The following is a 16,736-nucleotide window of genomic DNA, read 5'->3' as shown; positions in this document are numbered from 1 at the left end:
AGGTCTCCCAAGACCAATGCACATGTTGAAAGGTTCATACAGACGGTGGAGAAGGAACTGTGGATGATAGAAGGGACTGAGCCGACAGTTGATGAAATGAACAGGAAACTATTTAGGTATCTAAGCTTTTACAACTTCGTTAGGCCTCATCAAGGTCTTGGTTATAAGACTCCAGTAGAGAAGTTTGAGGAATATATTAAAAAACTCCAGGGTGTCCACCATGTATTGAACGAGAACACAGATACCAGTCAAACGGCTTACCTTTCATCTTGAACCTCCTGTTCGTCAAAGTCTTCTGGAAGTGCGAGGCAGAAAAGACCTATCAGGATGATGAGGGCAAGGTATTCCATCACTTGCCCTCCTTTTCTTGAATACAGTCCAACTGTTCACTCAATCCGGTTACCAGCTCATTTTTCAGCTCTTCCTCAAACATCATGAGTAACCTTTCAAGAACTCCCAAACTGCGTAGTGCACAGATGTTGGACATCATCTCACAGAAAATCTCATCTTCAAGGTTTGGGGAATCCTCCACCCTCTCTGCAATCTCCTCTGCTAATTTCAGGATTCTTTTTGCTATCTTTCTGCGAACACTCACAAATTCACCGTTCACCACTCACCTCCCTTTATCTTTGAACTACTGCAAATTCTTCTTTGTAGAGCTCCACAAGTTCGGGGTAGTTCAGATAGGCGGCTATCCTTTCGACTACAGGAACTGACTTTCTTCTTCCGTGAAGAACATCAAGCATGTAGGAGTAAGAGATACCCAAGTCCTTTGCCATGTGGGTTAGGTTCTTGTCTTCCATGTAGAGCCTTCTCCTTACCTCCTTGATTACCTTTCTGCTCATTCTGTCCTCCTGTTTGATACGATTTAATTAGCTGACTAATCAGCCTAATTGGAATATAGAACAAAATTGTTCTATTGTCAACCAAAGGAGGACAAAAATGTTAGGAGAAAGGCTTAAATACTTAAGAAAATCTTTAGGACTGACTCAAGAAGAATTAGCACAAAAGCTTGGCATTTCCATGATGACTTTGAGAAGATATGAATCAAATAAGTCCCAGCCGGATGCAGAAGTTTTGACTAAACTCTTAAAGCTGTTTCATGTCAATCTAAATTGGCTTCTAACAGGAAAAGGAAATATGTTCATAAACAATGAACACAACATTCCTGTTCCATCTCCCATTGATAGGGAGCTTTTCCAGAGGATAACCGAACTGATAGAGGGCTACTACAAAGCTGGTCTTTTAAATGGAGTCCCCGAAGAAGAAATAATTGAGATGGTCAAGTTTCTCTATAAAAAGGTTAAACCCATAAAGGACAGAGAAGAAGCTGACTGGAGGGAAGAACTGAATAAGTTGGGCAAAAACTATGCTAAAATTTTTTTAACTTAGATAGTAGGTAGTCTTAACAGCTAATAGAGGAGAAGCACCATGCTAATAGGAGAAACTTTATGGAATTTCTTTACGTTTCGCTCTAACTTAGATGAAGAACCTGAATTGAAGGAAGTAGGAAGAATGCTTGAAAGGAAATACGAAAAATATAGGAATAATGAGATTTTCAGAGCAGAATTTGAGGCTATGTTAATTGGTGTCTTGGAGAAGACAGAAGGGGATGTAGAATCTTTTAGAAAGCTTTTTAAACGTTTACCTTTAAGTAGAAAGGTTAGAAAAGAGATTCTGGATGACCTTGAAGAGGCTTACAAAACGTATCAGTTGAAAAAAGAACTTGCTAAGAGGAGCTTTTTAATCAGGGAGAGGTTGGAAAAACTGTGCAGATAAAGAAACATATCTTCTGTGATTGTTTCCTTAAAGATGTCAAGAATTTGTCAAAGAAATGCAAAGGAAGAGATTTAAAGGTGGAATCTGTAGCATTAGCTGAATTGCTGGTTAAAAATCCAGAATCCCTAAAACTGCAGGTTCTTTTACATAAAGAAGATGATTTTGCTCTCTACAAAAGCAGGCTTAAAGGATGCAGTGGAAGAGGAAAAAGTGGGGGACTTCGTCTAATTTGGGGCGTCTATGACCAAGCTTTAATTTTTGTAAGACTCTACAGCAAAAGTGAGTTTTCCAATATTCCTGTTCACGAATTGCTTGATAATTTGTTGAACTGTCTTGAGGAAGAAAATCAAGATGAGTGATACTACTGCAAAAGTAATAATAGTTCTTATGGGAATAATGTTTACTTTTTTCGCCGTAGCCCTGGTGGCTATTCCTTATTATTTCGATTACGTTGATAAGAAAAACTCCCGCTAACATTAATTTGAAAGGAGGGAGGAGTGGAGGATTGGAAAGCTGATTGGGAAATAGAACTCGAAAACCTTACAAAGGCTTGGGTGAAAGACATTGCAAAAAGGCACAATGTTCCTGAAGAGGACATTTACAGGAAACTTGCAGAATTATCAAAAATAGAGGTTGAGCAAATAATAGCTAACAATCACTATGAAAACAGCACCGTAATAAATAAAGCGGAAAAAGTTCACGTTGGAGAAATCAAGAGAGTCCAAATAATTAGGGATGAATCTATCTATGCAGATACCTCTACCCAGAGAGCTATAAAAAATATGGTAGAAGAACTTGTTGACCTGATAAAGCTTGCTCTTTATTGTGGAATACCGAAAAGCGGATTAAAGTTAGACTTTCGAATTACTCAAAATCCGTATCCAACTATATACTCTGAACTTCAAAAGAGATGTAGGTACTCAAAACTGGAACTTTTGCCAAAAGAAAATGTTAAGTGCGTTTACCGCTACCTGAACGGTTGGATTGATTCTGTTGCAGGAGTGCTGTATAAAAACGGGGTTCCTCCTTACAATAGAAACAAGATGATAAAGAAATTCTATTTTGCGTGTAACAAGGCTGGTGTTGACCCGAAGGCAGAAGCTCTTAAAAGGTGGGGAACTGATAACTTTGGAGAAATTGAATTACTTGAACTGTTCAAAGCTTACAGAAGTTTAAAAAGCAAGATGAAAAAATCAAAATAAACTACGGAGAGAGGAAGTGAGAGACCTTATTGCAAATGTATTTATATTTATATTTCTTATAAGCTTAAGTTATTTTGTTTACGCTCTTATAAAAAGAAAACCTGCTAAGAAGGCAGGTATTCTTACATTAATCAGTTTTACTCTTGCAGGAGTAATAGCTCCTCCTCAGACAAAAGAACTTCAAAATCAAAACACTATTAAATCTTCGAAAGCTCAAAAAAAGGAAACAAAAGTTATTTCAAACAAAACTGCAAAATCAATTGAAAGATATCCTTTCCCTTCTTTCTCTGGTAACTGGAGTCAAGCCACTAAAACACTTATTGCATTCTTGGAAGCTTGGAAAGAAAAAGATTGGGACAGAATGTATAATCTCTGCCAAGAAACATGGAAAAAAGATAACCCTAATGGTAGGGAATTTCTTAAAAACAATTATGGGATTTACCAACTTTTAGGAGCAGAAATTTTAAAGGAGATCCCGCAACCTCAAAATCTTTCTGAAAGTTTTTACGATGTCAAAGTCAGGCTTTATCTCAAAGATATAAGTGGCGAAATAAGTTCTGTTAAACGGAGTTTTAGACTCATATGTGAATCAGGCCCCTATCAACCTGCTCCTCCTGGAATTGGTAAATGGGGGGTCAATCCTCTTTCTGGATTACGGTGATTAAAAAGCATGGAGTGAATTGAATTTCGGGACTTGAAGACATATACGGTGTTTGCTTATACTTTAAATAGGTTGAGTAGGTAGTTTAACAGCTAACAAAAGAAAAGTGGTATTAGTGGAGCACTTTGCGTTGAATAGGGGGGAAATGTGAGTTCTTTTCGTAAGGTGAATCTAACTGAAAAAGAGCTTGATGAAATTCTGAAGGAGTTAGAATCCTTAAAAGGAGCACAAATAGAGAAAGGATTTACGAAAGGAAAAAGTTTAAAGATAAAGATTACTTTACCGGGGCAGAAGCCGGCATTAATCCTGGTTTGGTTTAAGCAGGACGGAGCAACTATACAGTACAACATAGGCAAGAATCCTTCATTATCAGAACAAATAGCACAGCAAATAGTGGATAGGTGCGGTTACCTTCAAGATGTAAATGAACCTTTAGATGGAGTAACTCAAGAACTGTTTGATGATTTTCAAAGATACTTGAAGGATACTGGTATTACCATAGAGAAAATAGAAAATAGAGACTATGAAGTTCTCTTAAAATTGTCTTGGCACTCAGGACAACAATTGACTGTACATTATTATCCCCAGAAATCCAGACTTTACATAACCGGTAAGAAAAATAGGATATTTGATGAAATCTGTATGTGGTATGCAAACGCTTCTTCAAAATCACCTATAGAAGTTATCAAGTTAATATTCTCTAATTATGCTCAAATACAGGGAGTAGAAGAGAAATTTCCAGATAACATTGTAGAAAAGGAAGTAACAAAGCAATTAGGTAACGCTTACCATAACTTAGATGACCAAGAAAAGAGGTGGCTTAAAACCTCCGTTTACATGACAACCCTGCATAAGGATTTACCTGATTTTTATCCTTCCATTTCTTGTTCATTGAAAGCTGTTGAAGGGATTCTAAAGAGGATTTTCGTGAAAAAGTGTATATTCAGTGCTCTTGATAAAAACAAGAAGTTCACGCAATTTCGCAATGAAAACGGTAAGTATGTTTTGAAAGAAGAATTCTGCAATTCCTTCACGGATTCTCAAGTTCAGGCTATTGAAAAAACCTATCAATTTATAGTTGACAGACGACATAAATTACAGCACGCAGAATTTAAGTGGTCTATTTTCTTGAACAGAGAAGATGCAGAGAGCATACTTAACGAGGTTTACGAGGTTATAAAAAACCTTAATCAGGTTGGATTGCTATGAGATTTAGAACGGTTAGACGTCCTAACATGAAATGGTGCGGATTTTTCATAGGAAATAGCAAAGATTTCATATTGGTAATTCCTTTCGGGTCTACTCATATCTTCAGCTATCTGGAAATAGTTGACAGAGAAGTCAAAAAGCAGGCACAGAGAATAAAAAAGAATGTTATAGATGTCTATGTGGACATTCTACCAGTCGCTGGGAATCGAGATAAGACACTTCTAAAGTTTACATACAATAAGAGAACAGATGAAATAAATTGGTTAGAAGGTAAAGAATTTTCCATTCAAGACATTCCACACTATTTATTAGAAAATATTAAGGAAGTTTATAAAAAAAATAAAAATGTTTTTCTTGAATTTTTACTCCCCTCTGAAAAGAAGAAATTTGAAACTGTTTTATCACTTTAAGATAGAGCCTCCATAGCCCTCCACGACCCCACCGGGGACACCTCCAGAAGTTAATCTAACAGAAAACGACTTCTGGAGGTTTTGCTATGGCTAAGGAAAAGGAAACCGTCGGGGAAGTTCAAAACGTTCAAGAACAACCTCAAAGCCAACCCCAACAGCAGCCAAAAGATACGAGGGTAATCTACGCTGGTCCCACGATTTCAAACGAGAAATTCTTCTTGAGAAAAGGCCAAATCTTCACAGAAGTTCCCCTCTACGCCCCGGAGGAACTAAGGAAGTTCTTTGTCCCTCTATCAGAATACTCTCCCGAAAAAGAGAAAGAGTTGGAAAAGGAGAGGGAGAAATACCTCAAATCACTTAAAAAATAAGGAGGACTGAAAAATGGGATACGATAGGTCTGTTGAAGTTGTAGAAAAACCGACCTCCCTGCTTCCGCCCGTCAGAACGGGAACCTTAGTTGCCGTTGTAGGAACCGCAAAGCAGGGACCAAAGAACGTTCCAAGACTCGTTTTTGACTACTCCGAATTTGCAGACACTTTCGGAATAGGTGGAGACTTTGACAAGTTCACGTTGGAGGAAGCCGCAGAGGTTGCATTCAAACTCGAACACGTCTCCCCCGTAGTTTTCATAAACGTCGGAAACCCGGATACAGACAAGATTGATTCCTCTGCCGTAATAGGAGGAGTTGACCCGAACACCCTGCAGAAAACGGGACTTGAAGTCATAGAGGACATCTACCCCAAGTTTCGTCTGGTTCCCTCAATCATCATAGCCCCGAAATTCTCAAAAGACCCTTCCGTTGCAACCGCAATGGCGGCAAAGGCAGGAGCCATAAACGGCCACTTCAAGGCAATGGCATACATTGACGTTGAAGTTGACAAGTACACCGATGCACCTGCCTACCTTGTTAACAACGGCCTGAAATTCCCTCAAGTAAAAGCCCTCTACGGTAAGGGAATATCGGGAGAGAAGAAATACCACCCTTCAACGTTGGCGGCTTTCAGAAAGGCAAGGATAGATGCAGAAAACGACGGAATCCCATCAAAGACAGTTTCAAACAAGCCCCTCTACATAAACGATTCAGACGTTCATTTAGGGCTTGACCAGGCAAACTACTTAGCAGGTCAGGGAGTTACGCCCCTTTACAACAACGCCAACGGATGGGTATTCTGGGGAGCAAGAACCGCCGCATACCCTTCAAGCACGGACCCCAAGGACACTTTTGACAACGTCCGCCACATGTTCAACTTCCTGAACAACGAGCTGATACTCACGTTCAACCAAAAACTTGACGGAAACATAACAAGGAGGTTTGTAAGAACGATAACTGACTCCTATCAGGTAAGACTCAACGGACTATCTGCAAGGGAGGACATCTTAGGGGGAAGAATAGCCTTTTTAGAGGGAGAGAACCCCGTAACAGACCTGATGGACGGAATAATCAAGTTCCACATCTGGTTCACTCCCCCATCTCCTGCAAGAAAGATTGAGTTCATAACGGAGTACGACCCGAACTACTGGAAAGTCCTATTTGGAAACTAATGGAGGTGAGACATGGCAAACATTCCGGATAAAGTCCAGAACTCAAAGGTCTATTTAGAGGGGAACGTTCTGCTTGGAAGTGCTACGGTGGAGCTTCCCAAAGTAGAACACCTTTCAGACAAAATGACAGCACTTGGAATAAGCGGAGAGGTTGAGACTCCAACAATCGGACACGTTAAGGAGATGAAGCTGAAACTAAAGTTTTCAACGGCAACGAAGGACTTTGCAAAACTTTTAGAACCCGAGGGGCACCTCATAACAGCCTACGGTTCCCTCCAGCAGTACGACCCTGCATCTGGAAAGTTCAGGTCTGTTGGACTCGTGGCATCAATGAAAGTTTTGCCCCTATCTGTTAATCCGGGGAAACTTGAAAGGAACAAGCCGCAGGATGCAGAGCTTGAGTTCACAGTAACCTACTACAAGTTGGAAGTCGACGGAAAAGTAATTTACGAGGTTGACCCCCTTAACTGCGTGTGCGTAATAAACGGCAAAGATTACCTTGCAGACGTTAGAAGAAATCTTGGAATGGCGTAAAAGAAAGGAGGAGTTGAACAATGGAAAACAGGCAGGTTTTAAAGGAATTGAAACTTTCAGACGGTAGAAAAGCCGTAGTTTACGAAGGAACCGGGGAAGATTTCTTAACTGCCGTTGAAATAGCTCAGGAAACAGGAGGAGGCTTCAAGGAAGCTATTCTGACTTTGATGGAGCAGCTTATTGAAATAGACGGCAAAAGAGTAACGGCCGAAGAATTGAAAAAACTTCCTCTTTCGGACTTTGCAAGGCTTTACACGGTTTTTCAACAAACGGGGTAGGTCTGCTTCGGGCAGACAGCCCCGAACTCATTCCCGTTATTGCCATGAGGGAGTTGAGGATTAACTACCGTGAGTTTTTGGAGATTCCCTTAAAGAGGCTTCAGTTTCTCCTTGAGAAGCTGGTTGAGTATCAGAGGAAGATTTCCTTTCGTACCAATCGGCAATGAGGTAAGCAATGCCTATAAACGGTGAAAGAGCTATGATGACAATGTCTATGAAAAAAGCAACTACAACTGAAATTACACACAGAGCAAAGAACCAGCCTAAGAGTTTTTCAATCAATTTCCACCTCCAATGTAAAAATATAGGTTTTCGAGGGAACAAATGCTTGAACTCGCAATAGCCCTTACATTGTACGGAGATAACTTCCTCCGCAACATAGGAAAGGCATCAAAAGGAGTAGAGGAACTAAAAGCCGTTACCTCTTCCCTGAAGAATGAAGATTCCATTAACTCCTTAACCCGGCAGATAAAGAAAACCACAGAAGAAACCAAAAAGGCAGAAAAGGAGTTTTATTCCTTATCCTCAATCCTTTACAAAACCTTCAACCCTAAAAACTTGAACGATTTTTCGGAAAAACTTGAAGACATAACCCTAAAAGCAGGAGCAATTGGCGGTGCCATAACACTCGGGTTAAGAAGTGTAGTGGTTGATGCTGTCGAATTTGAGAAAGGGATTGCAGAGGCATCAACCCTTACGAAGGAAAACTTTGAAAAGTTCAAGAAACTCTACTCTAACCAGCTCCTTGAAATCTCAAACGAGTTAGGACAGAGCAAATTAGCAGTTACAAAAGCATTCTACGATGCTATTTCCTCCGGGTTTGACCCGAAAAAAGCACTTGAAATTATCAAAGTAGCAGGAGAGTCTGCCGTTGCAGGAGTTAGCGACATTTCAACAGCCAACAATACACTCATAACGGTAATGAAGGCATGGGGGCTGAATCTTAATCAAGCTTCCGATTACATCTTCAAAACAATTGCAAAGGGTAGGACTACTTTTGAAGAGATAGCGAGGGACATAGGAGGAGTGGCATCAACAGTTGCGGCTGCAGGCATAAAGTTCAAGGAATTCTCTGCAGTAGTTGCCGCGGCAACCGCCAAAGGTCTTGATACTGGCCAAACTATGACGTCAATCAGGGACATTGTTAACTCCCTCATAGCTCCTACCTCTCAGGCTCAAAAAGCATTTCAGCAGTTGGGAATAACCATTAACAAGGAAACCTTAAAACAAAAGGGACTTGTAGGGACTCTCAAAGAGATAACCGATGCAATGAGGGAGGCTGGACTTACAGAGGCAGATCAGGCTCAGATGCTTTCTGAGATTTTCGGGAGCGTAGAAGCTCAAAAGGTCGTAAATATGTTCGTAGCAGACCCAGATACGTTCGTAAAAACCCTCAAGGAGTTCCAGAACGTAGGAGGGGAGACAGAGGAAGCCTTTAAGAAAATGAGCCAATCCACTGCATTTGCTTTCAGCAGACTTTCACAGGCCGTGTCTTCTGTAAAAATAAGCTTGGGAGCCTTATTTCTCCCTGTAGTCAAAACGGGTGCAGACGTTTTATCTTCTTTTGCGGTTACAGTAAAGGACTTAGTTGATAACCACAAAACTTTGGCTTCAATAATGGGGTGGGGTGCAGGAGCTTTTGGACTTCTTGCTACCACAACGGCAGGTTTAGCAGCAGCAACTGCATTTTCAGCTAAAGCTTTAAGCCTTGCAGTAGAAGGTTTCAAGTTTTACACGTCGGCTGGAAGAACGCTTTTTGAAGTTTTAAAACTTGGCATTCCAATAGTAAGGGCTTTCAGTGCATCTCTTTTAACAAATCCAATCTTCCTTGCAGCTTCTGCCGTTGCACTTGCGGGCTTTCTGATTTACAAAAACTGGGGCCATTTAAAATCCTTCTTTTCCGATGTTTTTAAAGCTGTAAAAGGATTCTTAGGCGGTATTGGAGATTTATTTGGAAAAGCCTCCAAAATAGGAAGCGACATCCTTACAGCTTTTGAGGGTTTAGGAAAAGGGATAACAAAGATTCTGTCAAAAATAGTTGTCTTTGGGAAAGATGCTTTTGCTTTCCTTGCGAAAGCGATTATTTCTTATTCTCCTTACGGAATTGTAATTAAAGAGTGGCAGAAGGTCTTTAAGTTCCTATCGTCCATAAACCTCTTCAATGCAGGTTCAAAGATAATCTCCACCCTAATTGAGGGAATCAAGTCAAAGTTCGGAGAGGTAGTCGGAACCGTTAAGGATGTCCTTTCAAAAGTTCGCAATCTCCTTCCCTTCTCCCCTGCAAAAGAGGGGCCTCTTTCAGACCTTCACAAAACAGGAATAAGGTTTGTTGAAACGATAGCAGAAGGAATAAAGGGAGACTCCCTAATTTCAAGGGTTTCCTCTCTTGCCAAGAATCTCTGGGAGATAATTAGTGAAACTCCAAAACACGTATTAACTATTCCAACAACAATTAAGGAACTAACTCAACCTGTAAAACTTGTGTTTTCAGAGCTTCCCAAAATTTCCCTTCCCGAAATCGTTCAAACCGTAAAAACTGCCTTTGAAATCCCAAAGCTGACCTCTGCCTTCTCCCTATCCCTTGCACCCCTCATCTCGGTTCCTGGCATTTCTGCAGCTTCCCAATATCCAGTTTCCCACTACCTTTCAAACGTCCAATCAACCCAAACCCACAGTGTTCAAAGCACAACCCACTATCACATAAACATAACCGTTAACGGGAAAGTTTCAGAAGAGGACGGGGTAAAGATAGCCAAGATGGTGAGAAGAGAAATTGAAAAATACGAAAGGGAAAAACAGAGAAAGGAGGCAAAGACAAACTATGGCATCGGCAATTCATACGACCGTTCATAACGAGGCGTGGGACCAGATAGCAAAGAAGTACTACGGAGGCGAACACTACATGCACCTGCTCCTTGAAGCCAATCCAGAGCTTTCAAATTACGAGCTTCTGCCTGCAAACTTAAAAGTTGTAGTTCCAGAAAAGCCGAAAGAAAACAAAACCGATAAACTCCCAATCTGGAAGAGGTAGTGAATGCCGAGAAAGGTAGAAGTTGAAGTCTTTTACGAAAACAGGAACGTAACGAAAGCACTTGAGGAGTATCTAATTTCACTTACCTACACCGATTCAACAGAAAAAGCAGACACCCTATCCCTTGAACTTTACAACGAGAAAAAGGAGTTTTCCCTGACTTCCTACCCTTCACCGGACGCAGAAATTTCGGCATTCATAGACGGGTTCCCCTGCGGGAAGTTCAGAATAGACTCCGTTAAGAGAAGACTTTACACCTTCCAGATAGAGGCAACTGCAATAAGGAGAACTCTGAAAATCCACAAGACAAAGAAAAACAGAAACTTTAAAAACACCTCCCTTTCAAAAATCGTAAGTCAGATAGCAGAGGAAAACGGCTTGGAACCTGTCGTAAAAGTGGACGACGTAAAAATAGAAAACCTCCAGCAGAACCAGCAGACAGATGCTGAGTTTCTAAAAACCCTTGCAGATAAGTGGAACTGCTACCTAAAAATCCAGCCAGACAGACTCTTTTTCGTAGAAAGGGACGAATTTGAAAACCAGAAACCAATAACGGTAATAAGGGAAAACCAGCTGATAGATATAGACCTTGACGACCAGATAGACACAGTTTACAGAGCCTGCACCGTTTACTACCACGACTCCCTTAAAAACAAGGACCTCTCCTACACCTACGTAGAAAAAGAAATTCCCGTTGGAGAAACCCTAAAAATCCACGACAAGGTTGAATCATTAGAACAGGCAAAAAAGAGGGCAAAGGCAGAGCTAAAGAGGAGAAACAGGTGGAAAATGTCGGGGAGCATAACCGTTGAAGGGAACATGTCCTTAGTTGCGGGAGCAGTGATTAGACTTGAACTTGAGGACATATTCACCGGAAACTACCTGATTGAGGAGTCAAGCCACACGGTAGATTCGGAAGGTTACCAGACAACCCTAACAGTAAGGAGAGTAAGATGACCTCTCAGATAGAAAAGCTCTTTCAGTTAGTCATGAACATAGTGAAGGTCGGAATAGTTAAACACTACAACCCTGAAAACCACACCGCAGTAGTTGAATTCAAGGACTTTGATTGTGTCGTTTCAAGGGAACTGCAGATTGCCGAAACCTTCACGTATCAAAACAAAACCTATTTCCCTTTGAGGGAAGGTCAAAAGGTTATCTGTCTGCTTTTGCCCCAATCTGGAACTACAGACGGATTCATAATCGGAACAGTTTACGACGAGGATAACCAGCCTCCCGTAAAGGACGAAAACAAGTTCCACGTAAAGTTTGAAGATGGAACAGTTCTTGAATACGACACGGCAAATCACAAGCTCTACGCAGACGTTAAAGGAAACGTTGAAATAGAGGTGAGCGGACACATGTCCGCCGTTGTAAAAGACGACGTCCTCATCAAAAGCTCATCACAAATAACCCTCCAAGCTCCAGCAATAAATCTCCAGAACAATTCTCCAACAATTGGTTTTCTTGAAGGAGATTTCAGAATTGTTGGAAGCCTTACGGTTGAAGGAAACGTTGAAGTTGACGGGAACCTTCATGCAACAGGTTCAATCATAGACGAAGGTGGCAACACGCCGCACCATACCCATTAAGGAGAAGCCATGTGGGGAAAATTCGGAGAAGTCATTTTCCAGCTCGTGAAAACCCCTCAAAGTCTGAATCGTCTTAATAGAGCGAAGTTTTCAAGAATCTCCATTTTCAAGGAAAAAGAAAAACTCCACTTCACGGGATTAGAACCAGAACAAGTAGAAATGTCCATCAATTTCCACTATTCCTTCTGCAACCCGGCAAAAGAAGTTGAAAAACTCAAAGAATACCTTGAAAAAGGGGAAAGCTACCTCCTCATAATCGGAGACTACGTGAAGGGAAAATTCGTGATAGAGGAACTACGGGAAGAAGTTGAGAGAACTGACAAAAATGGAAACCCCTTGAAAATTCTTGTAAACTTAATCTTAAGAGAGGACGGCCTTGGTAATCAATCCTAAAAGCGAAATTGAGGAAATAGTTCAAAACGTGAGAACGATACTCGCCACGCCCAAGGGAAGCGTTCCTTTGATGCGGGATTTTGGAATTAGCTGGGACTTGATAGATACACTTACTCCAGAACTTGAAATGAAGCTCAAGGAGGAAATCTACTCCCAGATTGAAAAGTGGGAAAATAGAGCAAAGGTAAAAAGAATCTCAATAATTCCGTCGCAAGACGGTAAACCAAAAGTAGAAGTTACCCTTGCAACCCGATACGGAGAAATAAAAGTTGCCCACAGTGAGGGAGGCCTTTAAGAAGAAGTTTTCAATTTTCATAACTTCCTTTGCGGAGTATCTTGAAGAGTTAATTCCTCAAAAACCCTTCTTTTCAACAGAAGAAGTTGCGGAAATTTTTGGAGTAAGACCAAAAACGGTGAGAAAGTGGATATACAGCGGCAAGGTAAGAGCAACCAAGTTGGGGACTCAGTGGAGAATTCCGAGAAACGAGCTTATTGAGTTTGCCGCAAACAACAACAGCTGGCTGATTGAATAGCCTTTCCGTTTCCCATAGCCCTCCATGACCCCACCGGGGACATCCGTCAGTGGTAATTTCTAACCAAAAGCATACTGGCAGGGAAAATATGCTGAACTTCGTTAACTACGACTCTCAAAAAATCTACAGGGAAATACTCGAAAAAACGGAAGAGATTCTCGGAAGGAAAATCTATCCTGCCGACCCTGTGAACCTTTTAGTTTCACTTCTTTCTTACGTAGTTTCCGTTCAAAACTTCCAGATAAACGATGCTGCAAACCAGAACCTTTTGGCATTTGCAAGAGGAGAAGCCCTCGATAGATTAGGAGAACTCTTAGGAGTTAAGAGACTTCCAGCACAACCTTCAAGAACTACCTTGAGGTTCTACATAAACTCTCCGAAAACCTTCCCTGTTGTTATCCCTCAAGGAACGGAAGCAACTCCTGACCAGAAAATATTCTTCAAAACAACAAAAGAAGCAGTGATTAATCCCGGAGAAACCTACGCTGACGTAGATGCCGTCTGCGAAACTCCGGGAACCGCAGGAAACGGTTTTCAGCCCGGACAGATAAATCTCTTGGTTACACCAATTCCTTACGTTGTTAAGGTTGAAAACATCACCACCTCCCTCTACGGCTCAGACGTTGAAGATGACGAGAGATTGAGGGAGAGGATAAGAATAGCTCCAGAGAAGTTTTCAAATGCTGGAAGCAAAGGAGCTTACATCTACTGGGCAAAGACTGCACACCAGGACATTTCTGACGTTTCAGTTTTTTCCCCTGAACCCGGAAAAGTAACCGTCGTAGTTCTAATGAAAGATGGAGAACTTCCGACAGACGAAATAATCAATCTTGTAAGGGAAACATTAACAGATGAAAGAGTTAGGCCCTTAACAGACCTTGTAGAAGTAAAAGCTCCGTCTGTCGTTACTTACGATGTAAACCTCACCTACTACATCAAGAAGGACTTCGTTCCCCTACAGCAGTCAATAGACAGGCAGGTTAACGAGAAGGTTTCCCAGTTTGTAAACGAAACCAAATCCCATATAGGCTGCGACGTTAATCCATCAAGGCTCATAGACCTTGTAATGTCAATTAGAGGAGTTAAACGTGTTGAGGTGGCTAATCCTCTATTTATACCTGTTTCTGTTGAGTCTGTGGCTCAGGCTGAAAAAGTAGAAGTCCTTTACGGAGGTGCAGAGGATGCTTAAAGAAGTTGCACCTCCAAATTTACTAAAAGACCCGATAATAAAGGCACTCCTTGAATCAACAGACCCTGAACTTCAAAAAGTAAAAGAGCAGATAATCAACGTAATCATCTACCCGAGAATTGACGAAATAGACGATGAGGAGCTTTTAGACCTCCTCGCATGGCAGTTCCACGTAGAAGGTTACGAGTTAGCAAGGACGATAGATGAGAAGAGGAACCTTGTCAAAAACTCAATAGAACTCCATAGGTACAAGGGAACCAAATACGCAGTTGAAAAAGTCCTTTCCACCCTCAATCTTGGCGGAAAAGTTAAGGAGTGGTTTGAGTACGGTGGAAACCCGTACAGGTTCAAGATAGACCTCTTCTTTGAAGAGCTAATAAAACACGGAATCACTCTAACTCCACAGGTTCAGGACAGGCTGATTGAGCTCATAAACAGCTACAAGAACGAAAGAAGCCACTTAGAAGAACTGAAATTCAACGTCTTCTTTGAAAACGAACAGAAAACAGCTGCAAGCTCTAAAGTCTCAACCTTCACAAAAGCATCCCTTAAGGAAGACACCGAAAAGAAAATCCTCATGTCTCAGGATGGAGAGTACAGGATATTCGGAACTGGCATAAAACCTGTCTCGTTTACAAAAACCGCCCTTGAAGAGGAAACGGAAAAGAGACTATCCCTTGAAAACGGAGTTTCAATCTTTTCAACTGCCAAAGCTGCTGGAGTTTTAAAAGCCTCCCTTGAATCAGTAGAAACCGAGTGGAGCTTTTCCTCTTCCTGTGCAGTTTCAGGCTCATTTAACTCACTTGCTTTTCTAAGGATTAACCTCACAGGAGGAATCAACTAATGGCAGAAGAGATAAAGCTGATACCGATAACAACAACGGCAGGACTTCAAAAGTTCTTTCAGGCTTCAGGACTTCCAGAGGTAAAGTTAAAACTAACCCACATAGGTTTTGGAGATGCAGGATACACTCCAGACAAAGACCAGACAAGTCTAAAGAACGAAATAATCAGAGTCCCGATTTCAAGCGGAAAGGTTTTCCCTTCTGATGGTTACATGGATTTATCTGCTCTGATTCCCGAAGACGTTCCCGAATTCTGGATAAGGGAGATAGGCTGGTATCTTGAGGACGGAACACTTGCATTTGTCTGGTCTCACCCTGAAGTTCCGATTGCATGGAAGAACAAAAACCTGAAACTCCTTGCAGGGATTTCAATCAGAGTAACAGATGTTCCCCTTGACAAGGTGGAAGTAGTTGAAAGCAATCCAGACTTAAAGCTTCTCTACACGGAAGAGTTTATGCAAATCTCTCAAATCCTCACTAACCACGAGGTGGCAATAGTAGCAGTTAGGGACAAGGCAGAACAGGCAATGGAAACTGCAAACGACACAAAAGAAAAGCTTGAAGCTCTATTACCCTACGTTAGCGATATAGATAAAAAAACTGCAGACATAGAGAATAACCTTCTCCTTGAAGAGCTAACAGACCAAACGGTTTTAGCAAGGATAGGAAATGCAATAACAGACATCTCCGAAAAGCTGAGAGTAGTCAACACAAGCAAGCTAAACGAGGTAGAGGAGGAAATAGACAAGATAGAGAAACTCCTTGCTCAGGTAAAGGAAAAAGTAGATTCGGACGTTGTAGCAGGTTTTCAATCTGAAATAGACGACATCAAAACCCAGATAGAGAACTTAAAGAATTCAAAAGCAGATAAGAGTTACGTTGATAGTACGTTCGCAAAAACTTCCGACTTAGACAGCTATGCAACGAAGAACTACTTAACCACTCAGCTTTCCTCTTACGCCACAAGGAAATACGTAGATGATAACTTTTTGAAAAAATCGGAACTTGACTTAAAGGTCTATACGTTCAGGGGAGATTCAACCACAAAATGGCTCAAAGTAGCAACATTAGACGGAATAGACGATAACACAGGATTTTCACTCCAGTTTAAGGTAATAAACAACGGAGATTTCGGCTGCATTGGAAGACAGACGGACTTTGTTCACTTTACAGAGAGGTTCGGTTACTTCCAGCTTACTGACTTTGTAATCAGCGACATAGGGGATTGCTACGGAGCAGGTGCTCCACCCTGCGAGTTTGGGTATGTAGTAACGGGAGACCATACGGCAGACTTTTACATCAAGCTCAACATGTACAACATGCCAGTTATAACAGACATTTTCATCTGGAATGGAACACTCCTTTTTGACAAGCCTCTGGTGCTAACAGAGGAGCCTGAAAACATCCGCTATGCAACTAAGAAAATGCTTTTCAATAACCAATAAGGAGGTAGAAGATGGACTTAACACAGGCAATACTTGAACTAAAAAATGACACCTCTCAGCTTGTAGAACGGTTCGCAACACAGGCTGACAAGTG

At 41.3% G+C, this 16,736-nt stretch carries 25 protein-coding genes; 22 read left to right on the top strand and 3 right to left on the bottom strand.

Features of this window, described 5'->3' with window-relative positions:
- Positions 1 to 273: integrase core domain-containing protein (locus tag FN732_RS08430; protein WP_142936119.1), on the top strand; the 273-nt coding region annotated here is incomplete at its 5' end.
- A 76-nt stretch (positions 274 to 349) separates the two neighbouring features.
- Here the strand turns inward: FN732_RS08430 and FN732_RS08425 are convergent.
- A complete protein-coding gene (locus FN732_RS08425; protein ID WP_142936118.1) occupies positions 350 to 610 on the bottom strand; it encodes a hypothetical protein in 261 nt (86 codons plus the stop codon).
- A gap of 13 nt (positions 611 to 623) precedes the next feature.
- Complete coding sequence (locus FN732_RS09595) at positions 624 to 845, bottom strand: helix-turn-helix domain-containing protein (protein WP_185954296.1); 222 nt, start codon at positions 843 to 845, stop codon at positions 624 to 626.
- A gap of 97 nt (positions 846 to 942) precedes the next feature.
- Between FN732_RS09595 and FN732_RS08415 the strand changes: the two genes are divergently transcribed.
- The 11 genes from FN732_RS08415 to FN732_RS08365 all read left to right on the top strand — a co-directional run bounded on the left by FN732_RS08415 (position 943) and on the right by FN732_RS08365 (position 7,615).
- Positions 943 to 1,392: a helix-turn-helix transcriptional regulator gene (locus FN732_RS08415; RefSeq protein ID WP_142936117.1), complete on the top strand. Its 450-nt coding sequence runs from the start codon at positions 943 to 945 to the stop codon at positions 1,390 to 1,392.
- 39 nt (positions 1,393 to 1,431) lie between these two features.
- Positions 1,432 to 1,779 carry a hypothetical protein gene (locus FN732_RS08410; protein WP_142936116.1) on the top strand — a complete coding sequence of 116 codons (348 nt, stop codon included), beginning with the start codon at positions 1,432 to 1,434 and terminating at the stop codon, positions 1,777 to 1,779.
- Complete coding sequence (locus tag FN732_RS08405) at positions 1,770 to 2,138, top strand: hypothetical protein (protein WP_142936115.1); 369 nt, start codon at positions 1,770 to 1,772, stop codon at positions 2,136 to 2,138. Before FN732_RS08410 ends, FN732_RS08405 begins: the two co-directional genes overlap by 10 nt.
- Before the next feature lie 138 nt (positions 2,139 to 2,276).
- Positions 2,277 to 2,981, top strand: a complete 705-nt coding sequence (locus FN732_RS08400; RefSeq protein ID WP_142936114.1) for a hypothetical protein — start codon at positions 2,277 to 2,279, stop codon at positions 2,979 to 2,981.
- 16 nt (positions 2,982 to 2,997) lie between these two features.
- Positions 2,998 to 3,642: a hypothetical protein gene (locus FN732_RS08395; RefSeq protein ID WP_142936113.1), complete on the top strand. Its 645-nt coding sequence runs from the start codon at positions 2,998 to 3,000 to the stop codon at positions 3,640 to 3,642.
- 165 nt (positions 3,643 to 3,807) lie between these two features.
- Positions 3,808 to 4,851 carry a type II toxin-antitoxin system RnlA family toxin gene (locus FN732_RS08390; RefSeq protein WP_185954295.1) on the top strand — a complete coding sequence of 348 codons (1,044 nt, stop codon included), beginning with the start codon at positions 3,808 to 3,810 and terminating at the stop codon, positions 4,849 to 4,851.
- On the top strand, positions 4,848 to 5,261 hold the full coding sequence (locus FN732_RS08385; protein WP_142936111.1) for a hypothetical protein: 414 nt from the start codon (positions 4,848 to 4,850) through the stop codon (positions 5,259 to 5,261). The genes FN732_RS08390 and FN732_RS08385 overlap by 4 nt, the downstream gene beginning before the upstream one ends.
- A gap of 86 nt (positions 5,262 to 5,347) precedes the next feature.
- On the top strand, positions 5,348 to 5,629 hold the full coding sequence (locus FN732_RS08380; RefSeq protein ID WP_142936110.1) for a hypothetical protein: 282 nt from the start codon (positions 5,348 to 5,350) through the stop codon (positions 5,627 to 5,629).
- Positions 5,630 to 5,642: 13 nt separating this feature from the next.
- A complete protein-coding gene (locus FN732_RS08375) occupies positions 5,643 to 6,803 on the top strand; it encodes a phage tail sheath family protein (protein WP_142936109.1) in 1,161 nt (386 codons plus the stop codon).
- Positions 6,804 to 6,815: 12 nt separating this feature from the next.
- Positions 6,816 to 7,337 carry a phage major tail tube protein gene (locus tag FN732_RS08370; RefSeq protein WP_142936108.1) on the top strand — a complete coding sequence of 174 codons (522 nt, stop codon included), beginning with the start codon at positions 6,816 to 6,818 and terminating at the stop codon, positions 7,335 to 7,337.
- Positions 7,338 to 7,357: 20 nt separating this feature from the next.
- On the top strand, positions 7,358 to 7,615 hold the full coding sequence (locus FN732_RS08365) for a hypothetical protein (RefSeq protein WP_142936107.1): 258 nt from the start codon (positions 7,358 to 7,360) through the stop codon (positions 7,613 to 7,615).
- 60 nt (positions 7,616 to 7,675) lie between these two features.
- Here FN732_RS08365 and FN732_RS08360 read toward each other — a convergent pair whose 3' ends face one another.
- Positions 7,676 to 7,897: a hypothetical protein gene (locus tag FN732_RS08360; protein WP_142936106.1), complete on the bottom strand. Its 222-nt coding sequence runs from the start codon at positions 7,895 to 7,897 to the stop codon at positions 7,676 to 7,678.
- Between the two features lie 42 nt (positions 7,898 to 7,939).
- Between FN732_RS08360 and FN732_RS08355 the strand changes: the two genes are divergently transcribed.
- The 10 genes from FN732_RS08355 (at position 7,940) to FN732_RS08310 (ending at position 16,642) form a co-directional block, all read left to right on the top strand.
- Complete coding sequence (locus FN732_RS08355; RefSeq protein WP_142936105.1) at positions 7,940 to 10,468, top strand: phage tail tape measure protein; 2,529 nt, start codon at positions 7,940 to 7,942, stop codon at positions 10,466 to 10,468.
- Positions 10,437 to 10,646: a tail protein X gene (locus tag FN732_RS08350; RefSeq protein WP_142936104.1), complete on the top strand. Its 210-nt coding sequence runs from the start codon at positions 10,437 to 10,439 to the stop codon at positions 10,644 to 10,646. The genes FN732_RS08355 and FN732_RS08350 overlap by 32 nt, the downstream gene beginning before the upstream one ends.
- A gap of 3 nt (positions 10,647 to 10,649) precedes the next feature.
- Positions 10,650 to 11,603, top strand: coding sequence for a phage late control D family protein (locus FN732_RS08345; protein ID WP_142936103.1), 954 nt, complete (start codon positions 10,650 to 10,652; stop codon positions 11,601 to 11,603).
- Positions 11,600 to 12,238, top strand: a complete 639-nt coding sequence (locus tag FN732_RS08340) for a phage baseplate assembly protein V (RefSeq protein ID WP_142936102.1) — start codon at positions 11,600 to 11,602, stop codon at positions 12,236 to 12,238. The genes FN732_RS08345 and FN732_RS08340 overlap by 4 nt, the downstream gene beginning before the upstream one ends.
- Before the next feature lie 9 nt (positions 12,239 to 12,247).
- Complete coding sequence (locus FN732_RS08335) at positions 12,248 to 12,631, top strand: phage tail protein (RefSeq protein WP_142936101.1); 384 nt, start codon at positions 12,248 to 12,250, stop codon at positions 12,629 to 12,631.
- On the top strand, positions 12,615 to 12,926 hold the full coding sequence (locus FN732_RS08330; protein WP_142936100.1) for a GPW/gp25 family protein: 312 nt from the start codon (positions 12,615 to 12,617) through the stop codon (positions 12,924 to 12,926). The genes FN732_RS08335 and FN732_RS08330 overlap by 17 nt, the downstream gene beginning before the upstream one ends.
- Positions 12,910 to 13,164, top strand: coding sequence for a helix-turn-helix domain-containing protein (locus FN732_RS08325; protein ID WP_246051367.1), 255 nt, complete (start codon positions 12,910 to 12,912; stop codon positions 13,162 to 13,164). The genes FN732_RS08330 and FN732_RS08325 overlap by 17 nt, the downstream gene beginning before the upstream one ends.
- A gap of 88 nt (positions 13,165 to 13,252) precedes the next feature.
- A complete protein-coding gene (locus tag FN732_RS08320) occupies positions 13,253 to 14,353 on the top strand; it encodes a baseplate assembly protein (RefSeq protein ID WP_142936098.1) in 1,101 nt (366 codons plus the stop codon).
- A complete protein-coding gene (locus FN732_RS08315; RefSeq protein ID WP_142936097.1) occupies positions 14,346 to 15,197 on the top strand; it encodes a phage tail protein I in 852 nt (283 codons plus the stop codon). Before FN732_RS08320 ends, FN732_RS08315 begins: the two co-directional genes overlap by 8 nt.
- On the top strand, positions 15,197 to 16,642 hold the full coding sequence (locus FN732_RS08310; protein ID WP_142936096.1) for a phage tail-collar fiber domain-containing protein: 1,446 nt from the start codon (positions 15,197 to 15,199) through the stop codon (positions 16,640 to 16,642). The genes FN732_RS08315 and FN732_RS08310 overlap by 1 nt, the downstream gene beginning before the upstream one ends.
- The last annotated feature ends 94 nt before the right edge of the window (positions 16,643 to 16,736 follow it).

This window comes from Balnearium lithotrophicum, assembly GCF_900182585.1.
Taxonomy (GTDB): Bacteria; Aquificota; Aquificia; order Desulfurobacteriales; family Desulfurobacteriaceae; genus Balnearium; species Balnearium lithotrophicum.
This window is presented reverse-complemented; position numbering and strand designations above follow the sequence as displayed.

What these genes read in the sequence shown, in the direction of transcription:
- FN732_RS09595 (WP_185954296.1), bottom strand. Translation starts at nt 845, where the DNA reads ATGAGCAGAAAGGTAATCAAGGAGGTAAGGAGAAGGCTCTACATGGAA.
- FN732_RS08415 (WP_142936117.1), top strand. Translation starts at nt 943, where the DNA reads ATGTTAGGAGAAAGGCTTAAATACTTAAGAAAATCTTTAGGACTGACT.
- FN732_RS08410 (WP_142936116.1), top strand. Translation starts at nt 1,432, where the DNA reads ATGCTAATAGGAGAAACTTTATGGAATTTCTTTACGTTTCGCTCTAAC.
- FN732_RS08385 (WP_142936111.1), top strand. Translation starts at nt 4,848, where the DNA reads ATGAGATTTAGAACGGTTAGACGTCCTAACATGAAATGGTGCGGATTT.
- FN732_RS08380 (WP_142936110.1), top strand. Translation starts at nt 5,348, where the DNA reads ATGGCTAAGGAAAAGGAAACCGTCGGGGAAGTTCAAAACGTTCAAGAA.
- FN732_RS08375 (WP_142936109.1), top strand. Translation starts at nt 5,643, where the DNA reads ATGGGATACGATAGGTCTGTTGAAGTTGTAGAAAAACCGACCTCCCTG.
- FN732_RS08370 (WP_142936108.1), top strand. Translation starts at nt 6,816, where the DNA reads ATGGCAAACATTCCGGATAAAGTCCAGAACTCAAAGGTCTATTTAGAG.
- FN732_RS08365 (WP_142936107.1), top strand. Translation starts at nt 7,358, where the DNA reads ATGGAAAACAGGCAGGTTTTAAAGGAATTGAAACTTTCAGACGGTAGA.
- FN732_RS08355 (WP_142936105.1), top strand. Translation starts at nt 7,940, where the DNA reads ATGCTTGAACTCGCAATAGCCCTTACATTGTACGGAGATAACTTCCTC.
- FN732_RS08350 (WP_142936104.1), top strand. Translation starts at nt 10,437, where the DNA reads ATGGCATCGGCAATTCATACGACCGTTCATAACGAGGCGTGGGACCAG.
- FN732_RS08345 (WP_142936103.1), top strand. Translation starts at nt 10,650, where the DNA reads ATGCCGAGAAAGGTAGAAGTTGAAGTCTTTTACGAAAACAGGAACGTA.
- FN732_RS08340 (WP_142936102.1), top strand. Translation starts at nt 11,600, where the DNA reads ATGACCTCTCAGATAGAAAAGCTCTTTCAGTTAGTCATGAACATAGTG.
- FN732_RS08335 (WP_142936101.1), top strand. Translation starts at nt 12,248, where the DNA reads ATGTGGGGAAAATTCGGAGAAGTCATTTTCCAGCTCGTGAAAACCCCT.
- FN732_RS08320 (WP_142936098.1), top strand. Translation starts at nt 13,253, where the DNA reads ATGCTGAACTTCGTTAACTACGACTCTCAAAAAATCTACAGGGAAATA.
- FN732_RS08315 (WP_142936097.1), top strand. Translation starts at nt 14,346, where the DNA reads ATGCTTAAAGAAGTTGCACCTCCAAATTTACTAAAAGACCCGATAATA.
- FN732_RS08310 (WP_142936096.1), top strand. Translation starts at nt 15,197, where the DNA reads ATGGCAGAAGAGATAAAGCTGATACCGATAACAACAACGGCAGGACTT.